The organism is Limnohabitans sp. Rim28 (genome assembly GCF_000293865.2).
Lineage (GTDB): Bacteria > Pseudomonadota > Gammaproteobacteria > Burkholderiales > Burkholderiaceae_C > Limnohabitans_A.
The window spans coordinates 197,389-211,351 of record NZ_ALKN02000004.1 but is presented as its reverse complement, the minus strand read 5'-3'; the positions used below and the strand labels follow the sequence as shown (position 1 = coordinate 211,351).

Annotated in this window: 14 protein-coding genes; 5 read left to right on the top strand and 9 right to left on the bottom strand. The window is 62.7% G+C overall.

What is annotated here, in order from left to right:
* Positions 1 to 8: 8 nt before the first annotated feature.
* From glcE to B472_RS06670, 5 genes are all read right to left on the bottom strand, one after another.
* On the bottom strand, positions 9 to 1,154 hold the full coding sequence (gene glcE, locus B472_RS06690; protein ID WP_019426250.1) for a glycolate oxidase subunit GlcE: 1,146 nt from the start codon (positions 1,152 to 1,154) through the stop codon (positions 9 to 11).
* A 77-nt stretch (positions 1,155 to 1,231) separates the two neighbouring features.
* Complete coding sequence (locus tag B472_RS06685) at positions 1,232 to 2,194, bottom strand: SMP-30/gluconolactonase/LRE family protein (RefSeq protein WP_040505854.1); 963 nt, start codon at positions 2,192 to 2,194, stop codon at positions 1,232 to 1,234.
* Between the two features lie 118 nt (positions 2,195 to 2,312).
* Positions 2,313 to 3,848, bottom strand: a complete 1,536-nt coding sequence (locus B472_RS06680; RefSeq protein WP_019426248.1) for an ammonium transporter — start codon at positions 3,846 to 3,848, stop codon at positions 2,313 to 2,315.
* A 23-nt stretch (positions 3,849 to 3,871) separates the two neighbouring features.
* Positions 3,872 to 4,210, bottom strand: coding sequence for a P-II family nitrogen regulator (gene glnK / locus B472_RS06675; RefSeq protein WP_019426247.1), 339 nt, complete (start codon positions 4,208 to 4,210; stop codon positions 3,872 to 3,874).
* A 28-nt stretch (positions 4,211 to 4,238) separates the two neighbouring features.
* The gene (locus tag B472_RS06670; protein WP_019426246.1) at positions 4,239 to 4,982 is read right to left on the bottom strand and encodes a TorF family putative porin; all 744 of its coding nucleotides are present in this window, start codon (positions 4,980 to 4,982) and stop codon (positions 4,239 to 4,241) included.
* A gap of 193 nt (positions 4,983 to 5,175) precedes the next feature.
* Here B472_RS06670 and B472_RS06665 point away from each other — a divergent pair, with 193 nt between their 5' ends.
* From B472_RS06665 to B472_RS17220, 5 genes are all read left to right on the top strand, one after another.
* Entirely contained in the window at positions 5,176 to 6,708 is a 1,533-nt protein-coding gene (locus B472_RS06665; RefSeq protein WP_026039413.1) for a YifB family Mg chelatase-like AAA ATPase, read from the top strand.
* A 55-nt stretch (positions 6,709 to 6,763) separates the two neighbouring features.
* Positions 6,764 to 8,017: an MFS transporter gene (locus B472_RS06660; RefSeq protein WP_019426244.1), complete on the top strand. Its 1,254-nt coding sequence runs from the start codon at positions 6,764 to 6,766 to the stop codon at positions 8,015 to 8,017.
* Between the two features lie 147 nt (positions 8,018 to 8,164).
* Entirely contained in the window at positions 8,165 to 9,115 is a 951-nt protein-coding gene (locus tag B472_RS06655) for a sulfurtransferase (protein ID WP_019426243.1), read from the top strand.
* A gap of 9 nt (positions 9,116 to 9,124) precedes the next feature.
* Positions 9,125 to 10,198, top strand: a complete 1,074-nt coding sequence (locus tag B472_RS06650; RefSeq protein WP_019426242.1) for a YeeE/YedE thiosulfate transporter family protein — start codon at positions 9,125 to 9,127, stop codon at positions 10,196 to 10,198.
* An 11-nt stretch (positions 10,199 to 10,209) separates the two neighbouring features.
* On the top strand, positions 10,210 to 10,377 hold the full coding sequence (locus tag B472_RS17220) for a hypothetical protein (protein ID WP_019426241.1): 168 nt from the start codon (positions 10,210 to 10,212) through the stop codon (positions 10,375 to 10,377).
* 12 nt (positions 10,378 to 10,389) lie between these two features.
* Here the strand turns inward: B472_RS17220 and phnE are convergent, their stop codons facing one another.
* The 4 genes from phnE to B472_RS06630 are packed head-to-tail and all read right to left on the bottom strand — an operon-like array spanning position 10,390 to position 13,826.
* Positions 10,390 to 11,223, bottom strand: a complete 834-nt coding sequence (phnE, locus tag B472_RS06645; RefSeq protein WP_019426240.1) for a phosphonate ABC transporter, permease protein PhnE — start codon at positions 11,221 to 11,223, stop codon at positions 10,390 to 10,392.
* Complete coding sequence (locus tag B472_RS06640; RefSeq protein ID WP_026039412.1) at positions 11,220 to 12,083, bottom strand: ABC transporter permease; 864 nt, start codon at positions 12,081 to 12,083, stop codon at positions 11,220 to 11,222. The genes phnE and B472_RS06640 overlap by 4 nt, the downstream gene beginning before the upstream one ends.
* Before the next feature lie 54 nt (positions 12,084 to 12,137).
* Positions 12,138 to 12,974, bottom strand: coding sequence for a phosphonate ABC transporter ATP-binding protein (locus tag B472_RS06635; protein WP_019426238.1), 837 nt, complete (start codon positions 12,972 to 12,974; stop codon positions 12,138 to 12,140).
* 18 nt (positions 12,975 to 12,992) lie between these two features.
* Positions 12,993 to 13,826 carry a putative selenate ABC transporter substrate-binding protein gene (locus B472_RS06630; protein WP_026039411.1) on the bottom strand — a complete coding sequence of 278 codons (834 nt, stop codon included), beginning with the start codon at positions 13,824 to 13,826 and terminating at the stop codon, positions 12,993 to 12,995.
* Positions 13,827 to 13,963: the final 137 nt, after the last annotated feature.

The following is a 13,963-nucleotide window of genomic DNA, read 5'->3' as shown; positions in this document are numbered from 1 at the left end:
GATTCGCCTCAGAGGGGGTGCATGCGACCGGTGGCGAACACGCCTTTCGGGTCGAACTGCTTTTGCAATTGTTGCTGGATGCGTTGCTGGACGGCGTCCAGCGGGGTGTTCACGCCGGCGATTTTGTCCAGCTCGGCATGTGCGGCGCTGGCACGGAACAGGGTGGCGTGGCCACCCACCGATTGCGCCAGCCCACGCAAGGCCAAGGCCGCAGAAGCGGGTGCCCACAACCAGCGCTGTGCACCTTGCCATTCGATGTATTGGGCATACGGCAAGTCCAGCACCGGCGCGGTTTGCGGCACCGACAGGCGCCAGAGGCAGTCATCCGGGCTGGGCGCGTCAAAAAACGGCAGCGTCTGCTCGGCGCTGGCACGCCAGTCTTGCGCGGCTTCGGCCTTGTCCATGGCCTGCACCTGAGCGCCCAGCGCCAGCGCATCGGCACCCATCCGGGCCATGGCCGACTGCACCGCGGCCACCGCACCGCGCAGACGCACAAACAAATAATCGGCCTCCGGCTGGGCCGTGGGGTCGCGCACCCAGGCGCTGGCATTCAAAGGCAGGGGCTGCCCGCCCCAGCGGTGCAACAAATTCAGCGCGGGGCCCTGGGCCAGGCCCGCGATCATCAGCGTGGCTTCGGCCGGGGCCACCGGCAAGACCTTGAGGCTGACCTCGGTGATCAGGCCCAGCGTGCCCCAGCTGCCGGCCATGAGGCGGCTCACGTCGTAACCGGCCACGTTTTTCATGACCTGGCCGCCAAACGTCAGGTGCTCACCCAAGCCGTTGATGAAACGGGCACCCAAAATAAAGTCACGCACAGCGCCAGCGGTGGCGCGGGCTGGGCCGCTCAGGCCTGCAGCCACCATGCCGCCCACGGTCGAATGGGGTCCGAAGTGCGGTGGCTCAAACGCCAGGCACTGGCCTTTTTCGGCTAGGGCGGCTTCCAGTTCGGCCAGCGGCGTGCCGCAGCGCGCCGTGACCACCAGCTCACTGGGCTCGTAACTGACGATACCCGCATAAGCCCGGGTGTCCAGCACCTCACCCGTGAGGCTTTGGCCCCAAAAATCTTTGCTGCCGCCGCCGCGCAAACGCAGCACACGGCCATCCGCACCCGCCTGGCGCACGGCATCGGTGAGGGAATTGAGTAGAGCTTCCATGGTCAAAGATGGTAACGCCCACGCCCTGACGCGTGCGTGAATTTTTTGAACGGGCAGGTTGTGGGAAATTGCGCGGGTCATGCCCGATAAACATTCACCGGCACCCCCGCCACCTCCACCCGCATCGCCCACACACACCCTGCACCGGGGTAGTGCGCCAGCTCTTGCTCACTGCGGCCATGGCGGGCGGTGGTGATGAACAGGGTTTTCAGGTCCGCACCGCCAAAGCAGGGCATGGTGGGGCACAGGGCCGGGGTGGGCACTTCGGCCAGCACTTGCCCGCTGGGCGCGATGCGCAGCAGGCGCCCGCCTTCGTATTGGGCGGACCAGTAGCAACCTTCTGCGTCCACCGCCGCGCCGTCGGGTCGGCCGCCGTAGGGCGTGGCGCCTCCCCAGGCCCAGCCTGCGGATTTAGGAATGGCTTGGTAGAACACGCGGGGGTGGCTGAGTTGGCCGCTTGCGGTATCAAAGTCAAAAGCCCGCACCTGGTGCGCAGCGGTGTCGGCCCAGTAGGCGGTGCGGCTGTCGGGTGACCAGGCCAGGCCATTGGCAGTGACCACGCCACCATGTGCCTCGTCTTTGGTGTCACCCAACATGGCGTGCAGACCTTGGCCGTCCAGCCTGAACAGCGCACCCAACGCCTGGTCTTTGGGTTCGTACAAGCTGCCCACCCAAAAGCGGCCTTGGGCGTCGCACTTGCCATCGTTGAAACGTTGCTTGCTGGTGTCGTAGGGCGCTGCCGCCAGCAGCTGCAAGGGGCCGCCCCATTCGCGTGCAAGGTAAATGCCATCGCGCAAGGCCATGATCAAACCGCCACCTTGCACAGGCGCAATGCAACCGGGCTCTTGCGTCAAAGGCCAGTACTCCACCGGGCCTTGCGCCTGCAGGCCCTGCACCGCCACACGCGCGATGCGCCGACCCGGAATGTCCACCCAATACAGATGCTGCTCTTGCGGGTGCCAAAAGGGCGATTCGCCCAAGCCATCGGGCTCGGTGGTGATGGCGGTCCAAGTGGGTGAAGACAAGGCGGGTGCGTGCATGCAATCCATTGTGCCCGAGCGACCCCCCAAAGAAACAGCCCGCAAGGCCGAAGCTTTGCGGGCTGATGAGGGGGTGGCTTGCGCCACCCTTTGCAATGAAACTTGTCGTATCCGGTTTTTAGCCGTGGTAGGCCGACTCGCCGTGAGAAGCGATGTCCAGACCTTCGCGCTCTTCTTCTTCGGTGACACGCAGACCAATGGTCAAGTCAACGATCTTGAAGGCGACCACCGAGACCACACCCGACCAAACGATGGTCAGCAGCACGGCTTTGGCCTGTGTCCAAACTTGCGCAGCGATGGAGTAAGCATCAGGGGCAATCATGGCCACCGTGACCCAGTCACCCACGGCGCTGGGGCCACCCAGGGCGGGCGAGTTGAACACACCGGTCAACAAGGCACCGACGATACCGCCCACGCCGTGCACACCGAACACATCCAAGGAGTCGTCAGCACCCAGCATCTTCTTGAGGCCGTTCACGCCCCACAGGCAAGCAAAGCCAGCCACGATGCCAATCACCAGACCACCGCCGATGCCCACGTTGCCTGCGGCTGGGGTGATGGCGACCAAACCGGCCACCGCACCCGAGGCGGCACCCAACATGGAGGCTTTGCCACGCATCAGCGCTTCACCCACGCACCAGGCCAGCACAGCACCGGCTGTCGCGACCAAGGTGTTGATGAAGGCGAGAGCCGCGAAGCCGTTGGCTTCCAGAGCCGAGCCAGCGTTGAAACCGAACCAACCCACCCACAGCAAGGACGCACCCACCATGGTCAAAGTCAGGCTGTGGGGGGCCATGGCTTCACGGCCATAACCCACGCGCTTGCCCACCATGAAGGCACCGACCAAACCGGCCACAGCGGCGTTGATGTGCACCACCGTACCGCCCGCGAAGTCCAGAGCACCCCACTGCCAGATCAGACCGGCTTTGCTGGTCATTTCATCGGCCACTTCCTTGGCGGTGTAGGCGTCAGGGCCCATCCAGAACCAGACCATGTGGGCAATGGGCAGGTAGCTGAAGGTGAACCACAACACCATGAAAGCCAGCACAGCAGAGAACTTGATGCGTTCGGCAAAGGCACCGACGATCAGGGCACAGGTGATGCCCGCAAACGTGGCCTGGAAGGCAGCGAAGGAAATCTCGGGAATGACCACGCCCTTGCTGAAAGTAGCGGCGTTGGCAAAAGTGCCCGCGGCGTTGTCCCAGATGCCTTTCATGAACAAGCGGTCAAAGCCACCGATGAAGGCATTGCCTTCGGTGAACGCCAGGCTGTAGCCGTAGATGAACCACAGCACGGTGATCATCGAGAAGGTGACCACAACCTGCATCAGCACCGACAGCATGTTTTTGCTGCGCACCAAGCCGCCGTAGAACAGGGCCAGGCCCGGAATGACCATCAGGATCACCAAGATGGTGGAGATCATCATCCAAGCGGTATCGCCCTTGTTAGGCACCAGCGCTGGCGCGGCTTCTGCCGCAGCCGTTGCTGCTGCAGCGGGCGCGGCAGGTGACGGTGCTGCATCGGCCGGTTTGGCTTCTGCGGCGGGCGCGGCCACGGCAGCGGGTGCGGTCTGTGCGGTGGCCACAGAAGCCGTGCCGAACACACCCAGACCCAAACTCAGGCCCAAGGCCAGGGTAGCGAGTAGTTTTTTCATTTGTCGACTCTCTTTCTGATTCATCAAAGGGCTTCGGCGCCGGTTTCACCGGTGCGGATGCGAACCACTTGCTCGAGGTCGTACACAAAGATCTTGCCGTCGCCGATCTTGCCGGTGCGGGCACCAGCTTCGACGGCTTCGATGACGCGCTCGACGAGTTCGTCAGACACAGCGGCTTCGATCTTGACTTTGGGCAAAAAGTCGACCACGTATTCCGCACCGCGGTACAGCTCGGTGTGGCCCTTTTGACGACCAAAGCCTTTGACTTCGGTCACGGTGATGCCCTGCACGCCGATGCCCGAAAGTGCTTCACGCACTTCGTCCAGCTTGAAGGGTTTGATGATGGCGGTCACCAGTTTCATGATGGTTCCTTGATCTGAATGGATGAAATCAGAAGGTGTACTTCAGGCCCACGACGGCGCCCGTCTTGCCGTTGTATTTGCCCTTCAAGCTGTAAAAACCTTCATCGGCATTGGTGCCGACAGCTGCAACGGTGGCACTCAAACCATTGCCCAGATCTTTGGCAAGGGTCAAGGCGTAATCTGTGTAAGAAGCATTGGCCACGTTTTTCACACTCTGGTATCCAACGTGCGGCGTCAATGTCAATCCGTTACCCATGTCAAAGGCAGCACTCAAATCAACGTAATAGCTGTTTTTGCTGTTGGCATTGCCGAACAGATTGGAGATGGCGTGCGAGTATTTCGCGGTGAAGACACCGTACGTCACGGCACCATAAACCTCATTGGTGTTCGCGTTGGCACCGCTGGCCGAAGCGTAGTTGTTGCTCAGGTACTCGTAACGCAGAAAGCCGACGTCATAAGCCAAGTCTCCAACCGTTGACTTGTAGCCACCGTAGAGGTCGATCTCGGTAGAACCTTTGGTCGCGCCAGGGGTGTCCTTGATCCACTTGATGCTCGAACCCCAAGCGCCGACATAAAAGCCGCTCTTGTCAGCGTAGTCAAAACCACCCTGCACCGCTGGCGCCAGACGCGACTGGGAAATACCGCGGTAACGGTAATCCGAAACCACACCCGCATTGAAGGACAAAGTGCTCTCGGCGGCTTGCGCCTGGGCCACACCGGTCACGGACAACAGCGACAAAGTCAGCAAGGAAGGAACGAGGATGTTTTTCATGAGGGGCTCCAAAAAAAGAAAAGGACAAACCATCAAAGCAGGGAGCGTGCCAACTTGGGCTATACGCTCTATTCGGGCTTATCCCCGTGCACTCTGGCCCTGTGCATGCTTGAATGGCATTCCAACAAGTTCTGCGCGTTCAGACTGCGCGACAGGGCACATAAAGCGCACCAAATCAGGGCGGGGAGGGCATATGAGTCTCAGTTTGGTGCACAGCCGCGCCTTGGTTGGCCTGCAAGCGCCCGCCGTCACCGTCGAGGTGCACATGGCCAACGGGCTGCCCAGCTTCACGCTGGTGGGGCTGGCCGATGTCGAAGTCAAAGAAGCCCGTGAGCGGGTGCGATCGGCGCTGCAAAACAGTGGCCTCGACTTTCCGCACAACCAGCGCATCACCGTCAACCTGGCCCCCGCCGACTTGCCCAAAGACTCGGGCCGACTGGACTTGCCGATTGCACTGGGCATCCTGGCGGCCAGTGGACAAATCGATGCCAACAAACTGGCGGGCCACGAGTTTGCAGGGGAGCTGTCGCTGTCGGGCGAGCTGCGCCCGGTGCGCGGCGCTTTGGCGATGAGCCTGGTGTTGCGACAACAAAAAGTGCGTACCCGGCTGGTGCTGCCACCGGGCAGCGCCGAAGAAGCCGCCCTGGTGCCCGATGCCGAAGTCTTTCGCGCCAAGCATTTGTTGGATGTGGTGCAGCAGTTTTTACCGCCGTCCAACGAAGCACCGCCCGAGCCCAGCGACGGCTGGGCGCGCATGGCCGCCACCACGCCCACGGCCCCCCCGCGTTATGCCGACCTGGCGGATGTGAAAGGCCAAGCGGGCGTCAAGCGCGTGCTGGAAATTGCTGCCGCCGGTGGGCACTCGCTGCTCATGCTCGGGCCACCCGGTTCGGGCAAGTCCATGTTGGCGCAGCGCTTTGCGGGGTTGCTGCCACCCATGTCCACGGAAGAAGCGTTGGAATCGGCCGCGATGGCCAGCCTGGCCGGACGCTTTGATCTGAGCCGATGGGCGCAACGCCCCACAGGTCAGCCGCACCATTCGGCCAGCGCGGTGGCTTTGGTGGGCGGCGGCTCACCGCCCCGCCCAGGCGAAATCTCGCTGGCCCACCATGGCGTGCTGTTTCTGGACGAACTCCCCGAGTTCCCGCGAGCGGCATTGGAAGCGCTGCGCGAACCGCTGGAAACCGGCAGCATCACCATTGCACGAGCGGCAAGGCGGGCCGAATTCCCGGCACGCTTTCAATTGATCGCGGCCATGAACCCCTGCCCCTGCGGCTATCTGGGCAGCGTCACCAGGTCGTGCCGCTGCACGCCCGACCAAGTCAGCCGCTACCAGGGCAAGCTGAGTGGCCCGCTGCTCGACCGGATTGACCTGCACATCGAAGTGCCCAGCCTGGGCGCGCACGATCTGTTGAACGCGCCGCCCGGCGAAAGCACCGGGCAAATTGCGGCGCGCAGTTTGGCCGCACGCGAACGCGCCATCGCCCGGCAAAACTGCACCAATGCCGAACTGCAAGGCCAAGCCATCGATGCACAGGCACGGCTTGAAGACAGCGCCACCGCTTTGCTTCAAAGGGCCGCCGACAAACTGGGCTGGAGCGGGCGCAGCACCCACCGCAGCCTCAAGGTGGCGCGCACCATTGCCGATTTGGCAGGCTGTGACACCATCGCTGCCGCCCATGTGGCCGAAGCCATCCAGTACCGGCGGGTGCTCAATGGGCCCTGACAGGCCTTGAACGGCTGAGACACACGCGGCCTGGGCGCGCTCCGATAATGGGCACATGCCCGATGCGCGCCAGCACTCTCCTCAAGCCAAAGCACTGGGGCCTTTCAGCGTCTGGCTGTCGCTGCCCCAACTGATCACTTGGGGCAGTGTTTTCTACACTTTCTCCTTGCTCATGACACCTTTAGAGGCCGAGCTGGGCATGGGCCGGGCCGAGTCCTCATTGGCTTTCAGCTTGGCGCTGCTGGCCGAAGGCCTGATGGCCTACCCCGTGGGACGCTGGATCGATGCAGGGCACGAGCGGCGTGTGATGACGCTGGGCTCATTGTGGGTGGGTCTGGGGTTGGTGGGCCACAGCTGGGTGACGTCAGTGGCGGGCTTTTATGCCGCATGGATTTGGTTGGGCTTAGGGATGGCGGCCACGCTCTACAACCCGGCTTTTACGGTGGTCACGCGACGCTTTCCGCAGGATTTTCGGCGCGCCATCATCACCCTCACTTTTTTGGGCGGGCTGGCCAGCACCGTGTTCATTCCACTGTTTGCCTGGTGGATGGCACTGTGGGGCTGGCGGCAAGCACTTTGGGCGCTGGCAGGCTTGCAGTTTTTGGTGTGCTTGCCCGTACACGCTTGGCTGCTGCAAGGTGCGCCGCATTCCGCACCGCTGTCGTCCAAAAACCCAGATCGCCTGAGCTTGGACCCCGCACAGCACAAGAAAGACCCCGCCCTGAGCGTGCGCGAGCACTTGCACCATGCACCGTTTTGGCTGCTGGCTTTGTTCATGGTGCTGACCATGGCCGTGACCTCGGCTTTGCCCGCCCACATGATCGCCTTGCTGCAAGAGTCAGGGCTGTCCCCGGTTTGGGTTTTGGCCATACCCGCGTCGATTGGTGTGATCCAGGTGCTGGGGCGCTTGGTTTTGTTTGTCTTTGAGCGCCAATGGGACGTGCATGCCGCCAACCGCTGGATAACGGCTTTGATCCCCGCAGGCTTGTTGGCCTTGCTGATCGGCGGACTGACCCCTTTGGCGGCGCTGGTGTTTGTGCTGCTTTACGGTCTGGGCAATGGCATGAACACCATCGTCAAAGGCACGGCCATGGCGCAGTATGTGAGCCGTGCGCATGTGGGGCAACTCAATGGCCTGCTGGGTTTGCCCATCGCTTTGGCCCGGGCTACCGCGCCCTTGATTTTGGGTCTGCTGTGGTCACCGGAACATGGCTACGCCTTGGCGCTGTGGTGGCTATTGGCCGCCAGCTTGATGGGGACTGCCGCACTTTGGGCCGCGCAACGCTCTGCCCTGAAGACGCGGCGCTGAAGGCATCTCTTAAGCCAACGCGATCAGCGGTTCAGTGGCGCCTTATATCTATATCGGCATATATAACCAATTAAAAAATCGTTCCCATGTCTTTGGCGTCTGACCACAATCGCGCCATCTTTTGTCTTTTTGTTCAGGAACGCCCCCATGAAGCACCTTTCTGCCCTGGTTCTGGCCTTGTCGGCCACCGCCTTCTCTGCGTCCGCTTTGGCCGCACAACCGCTGCTCAGCCCCGCCGAACTGCAAGCCAAACTGTCTGACGCCAACGTGCGCGTGATCGACATCCGCGACCCCAAGTCGTATGCGGCCAACCACATTCCTGGCGCCCTCAATGCGCCTTATGGCACTTGGCGCGGCCCGGCCAGCAACCCCGGCGAATTGCCCGCCTTGCCCAAATTGACCACCTTGGTGCAAAGCCTGGGCCTGTCCCCCAGCACCCACGCGGTGATTGTGTCCAGCGGTGCAGATGCCACCGACTTTGGGGCCTCGGCCCGGGTGTACTGGACGCTCAAAGTGCTGGGCCTCAAAGAGCTGTCGGTGCTGAACGGCGGCGTGAAGGCTTGGGCCACCACGGGTTTGCCGCAAAACAACCAGGCCGTGAAAGTGGCGGCCAGCAGCTTCCAGCCGCAAATCGACAAGAGCTTGATCGCCACCAAGGAAGAGCTGGTGGCCCGCGTGAAGTCGGGTGACGCCGCCTTGATCGATGCACGCCCGGCCGACTTCTTCAAGGGCGACACCCGCCACGTGGCCGCCAGCGTGCCTGGCACCTTGCAAGGTGCGGTGAACGTCGAACACGACAAATGGTTTGCCCCCGGCACCTCCACCTTTGTGAGCGCCGACCAGGCCCAGAAAGTGGCCGCTTCCAGCCCCATCGATCCGGCCAAAGAGACCGTGTCCTTTTGCAACACCGGCCACTGGGCTGCGACCAACTGGTTTGCCATGTCCGAAGTGCTGGGCCAGAAAAACGTGAAGCTGTATGCGGGCTCCATGGTGGAATGGTCCAAAGACCCCAACGGCCTGCCCATGGCCAACGTGCCCAGCCGCCCCAAGCAGCTGATGATCGACGCCAAGTTCTGGGCCGAGAAAACCTTCAAATAAATTCAGGACATGAAACGCCTTCCTTTGGCGGCCTTGCTGGCCGCCTTTTTCGTCTTTTTAGCGTTGTCCGTGTCCATCCGACAAGCCGTGCTGATGGGGGTGGGCGTGGGCATGGGCGCGGCTTTGGCCGGCGCCCGCTTTGGTTTCACGACCGGCTGGCGTCAGCTGATTGAGCAGCGCAACCCACAAGGCGTTGTCGGGCAGGTGCTGTTGCTGGCCTTGGCCAGCTTGGCAGCTTTGCCGCTGCTGGGCCATTTTCCTGAACTGCACGCGGCCCTGGGGCCACCCAGCGTGAGCCTGCTGGTGGGCGCTTTCGTGTTCGGGCTGACCATGCAGATTGCCGACGGCTGCGGCTCGGGCAGTTTGTACAAAGCGGGTTTGGGCGTGCCGCTCAACATGGGCATCTTGCCGCTGTTCGCCTTGGGCAGCTTCTTGGGCTCGGTCCACCTGGACAGCTGGCTGTCGCTGGGCCAAACGGCCCCGGTCAGTTTTTCTGCCGAATACGGCACAGGCGGCGCACTGGCCCTGACGCTGGCTTTGCTGGCCGCCGTGCTGGTGGCGGTGCGCCTGTGGGTGGGCGCTGGCCAAAACTGGCTGGACAAACGCTGGATTGGGGGCGCCGTGGCGCTGGCGGTGTTGGCCACCCTCAATTTGTTGCTGGCTGGCCAGCCTTGGGGCGTGGTGTACGGCTTTGGCCTCTGGGCCGCCAAGGTGTCGGTGGCGCTGGGCGCGTTCGATCCCACAGCCAATGCCTTTTGGGGCCAGGCAGGCAACGCACAGCGCCTGACCCAAACCGTGTTCATGGACGTGACCACCATCACCAACATCGGTATCTTGGGCGGCGCGCTGTGGGTTTCAGCCAAGGCGCCGGCAGGCAGCAAGTCGCTCACCACCCAGCAATGGGTGATTGGCTTGGTGGCCGGTTTCGTCATGGGTTACAGCTCACGCTTGGCATTTGGTTGCAACATCGGCGCCATGCTCAGCGGCATCTCGACCGGCAGTTTGCACGGCTGGCTTTGGGTACCCCTGGCCTTTGCCGGCACGCTCATTGGCGTGCGCGTGCGTCGCCACTACCAGTTTTGAAGGAGCACCGCATGAGCCACACACACAAGTTGCAAGCGGTTTTCTGGCTGGCCCTGAGCGCTTTTTTGGCCTGGGACTTTCTGGCCTCTGACCCGGTGGATCTGCGCAACGAACCGCCCCTGATTGCCGCAGGCTCCGGCCAGGCGAGCAGCGGGGGGCATTGCTCGATGGCGAAGTGAATCAACTGCCGATCAACGCGTCAACCAGCGCCGCGCTGCAAAACTGAGCGCATCCACACAGGCCACCATGAGCAGCATCGCGCCCAAAATGGTGGCCGTTTTGTTCATGTGGAACAGGCCCATATGGAAAGACAGCATCTGGCCCAAACCCCCAGCGCCCACCACGCCCAACACAGCGGCGGCGCGGATGTTGTTTTCCCATCGGTACAGCGTGTAGCTCATGAGCTGCGGCAAGACCTGGGGCAAGGTGGCATAAAAGAACACACGCAGCGGACCAAGGCCTTGCGTGCGCAAGGCGTCGCCAGGCCCGGTGGGGATGTTCTCCATCGCCTCGGCAAACAAGCGCCCCAGCACGCCGCTGGTGTGCAGTGCCAACGCCAAAGTGCCCGCCATGGGCCCCAGGCCCGCAGAGATCAACAGCAACGCAGCCCACACCAACTCAGGAATGGCGCGCAGGGCATTGAGCAACCAGCGCGTGGGGCTGCGCAGCCAAGCCGGGTCTTGAGCGGACATGCGGCTGGCGGGCACAGCCAGCGCCAGGCCCAGCGCCGCCGCCATCACGGTGCCCAGCGCCGACATGGCCAGGGTTTCCCAAGCGGCCCAAGCCACTTTCTTCACAAAAACGGACGACAAATCAGGCGGGAAAAATTCCGCCACAAAGCGGCCCATGCTGCGCGCAGCCTCCATCGATGCAAAAGCGGCCCAGTCCAAATCGAGCGATACAAAACTGGCCACCACCAACAGCAGCAAGGCCACTGTGAACCAACAGGCGCGGCAACGGGCGTCAAACAAGGGCGGCGGTAATTTGTAGGGCGGGTTGGCCGCTTCGCGTGCAAAAGGCTTCATGCCAAGGCCTTTCGCAACCAAGCACTCACGCGGTCGGCCAGGGCCACCAGCGCGATGAACACCAGCAGCAAGGTGGCCACTTCACCGCCATTGAACATCTTCATCGAGTTGTCCAACTGCTGGCCCAAACCGCCCGCGCCCACAAAGCCCAACACCACCGAGGATCGGATGGCGCATTCCCAGCGGTACACCGTGTAAGACGCCAGCTCGGCCGCATGGCTGGGCAGCAGCGCATACACAAAAGCCTGCAGGCGGCCACTGCCGTTGCGCATCAGGGTTTGGGTGGCGTGGCTCTCGCCGCTTTCCAGAATTTCGGCGTACACCTTGCCCAGCATGCCGCCATAGGTCAGGGCAATCGCCAGTACGCCCGCCGTGGGCCCCAAGCCCACCACACGCACAAACACCAAGGCCCACACCAGCTCGGGCACGCTGCGCAGCACGATCAAGCTGGCCCGCACGCACCAACGCACCACAGCAGGCCAGCGGTCCATGCGCCCCGACAAGGCCGAGAGCGACAACACGCGGGTGGCCATCAGGCTCAAGGGCACGGCCAGCACCAGCGCCAGCGTGACACCCGCCGTGGCCATGGCCACGGTGCGCCAGGTTTCGCGCACCACCATGTCGATGAATTCGGCGTTGTGCACCAGCGGCCAAAAGCTGGCCACAAAGTCGGCCGTGACCTTGCGGTTCTCGGGCGCCCAGAGCACCCAGGGCCGGAACTCGGTGGCCACGCCCAGTGGCCACAGCAACACCAGCGCCAGGCTCAGCCAAAACACCCGAGATAAAAACGCCGGGTCTCGCGCAGGCGCACCCGGACGCGGGCTGACCGGTGGCCAAGCAGCAGGCTGCGCATCGGGCATTCGGGAAACGGTGGCAGACATGTCGCGTGCTTGGGCTTCAGGGGGCAGTGCGCGTCAGCGGCAATGCATCACGGCCGGCGCGGTCGCTGCCGGGGCCGGCTCGTCCACGCCGATCGGCGCTTCGCCGCGCAACTCGTGTTCGTGCTGGTCGTACAAATGCGCCAAATGCTCGCGGCTGACTTGTGCAGACGGCAAGTCAAACACCAACTGCCCATCGCGCAGGCCAATGATGCGCGGGAAGTGCGCCAGCGCCATGTCCACCTGGTGCAAAGTGGCCACCAGCGTGACTTGGCGCTCGGCCGCCAGGCCCACCAAGGCCGTCATGGCCATGCGGGCGCGCATGGGGTCAAGGGCCGACAGCGGCTCGTCAATCAGCCACAGGCTGGCCGGGGCCAGCAGGGCGCGGGCCAAACCCACGCGCTGGCGTTCGCCGCCCGACAGTCGATCGACCCGCTCGAACAATTTGTCAGCCAAATCAAAGTGCACCAGCGCTTCGTAAGCGGCTGGGATGTCGGTGGGGTAAAAAAGTGAGCGCAGACTCGCCCACAAACCCATGACAGGCAATCGCCCAGCCAGCACCGAGGTCACCACGCGCTGGCGCGGCGGCAAAGGCGGCACCTGCGGGGCCAAAAACAACTGGCCGCGCAAAGCGCGCAAAGCGCCAGGCGATTGCGCCCAAGGGTTCACGCCCGAGAGCTGAAGCGTGCCCTGGGTGGGCCGCTGGGCGCAAGCCAACACCTGCAGCAAGGTCGTCTTGCCCGCGCCCGAGGGGCCAATGATGGCCACCTGTTCGCCAGCGGCCAGTTGCAGGTTCAGGGCTCGCAAAGCGGCTGGCGCGCCAGGCAGCGCGGCCGGGTGGCGCGCCTCCAAAGACTGCAGATCGATGTTCACTGCGAAAAGGCTCAGGCTTTAGAGCAACCCTGCACTGCGGGCCGCCGACTCCAAGCCCTTGTAGTTCTCGGGCATGGTGGCGATGTAGCGGGTGGCGCGGTTGAGCTTCAAGATCTCGGCGTGTTCGGGGTTGGCGGGGTTCAGGGCCAGCAAGGCCGCTTTGATTTTTTCGCGCAAATCGGCGGGCATGTCGGCATGCACCGACCAGTTGTAGTTGAAGTAAGGCGCGGTGGTGAAGAACACGTTCACGTCTTGCGTGTTGACCTTGTTCTCTGACACGAACTTGCGCCACACCGTGATGTCCAGCGCAGCAGCGTCGACCTTGCCGCTGACCACTGAAGCGATGGTGGCGTCGTGCGCGCCGCTGTAGGCGATGCGCTTGAAGTCTTTTTCAGGGTCGATGTTGGCTTGCAGCAAAAAGCTGCGCGGCATCAGGTGGCCCGAGGTGCTGCTTTGTGAGCCGAACGAGACCTGCTTGCCTTTCATGTCGGTCAAGCTTTTGATGCCCGAGTTGGTCTTGGCAATGAACACCGATTGGAAACGTGTGTCTTCTTCGCGCTGGGCGATGGGCACGATCTTGCCGCCCGAGCGGATGCTGGCTTGTACAAAGGTGAAGCCACCAAACCAGACCACGTCCACTTTCTTGTTCACCAAAGACTCCACCGCAGCGGGGTAATCGGTCACAGGCGTGAACACCACCTTCATGCCCAGTTGCTTTTCCAGGTAATTGGCCAGCGGGGTGAATTTGCGCACCTGCTCGGTGGCGGCTTCCTCAGGGATGGTGGTCACGCGCAGCGTGGTTTGGGCTTGCGCGGAGGCCATGGAAAACTGCAGCACAAAAGCTGCCGACATGGCCAGAAAGCTGGAGCGCCAATTTTTTTGAAAGGTAAACATCATGGTGTGTTGAAAAGAAAGAAGGATTTGATTAAACAGCGAAACCAAAAACCAGGTGCCTGAATGCCAGCGATACCACTTGCGGCCCGGTGGAC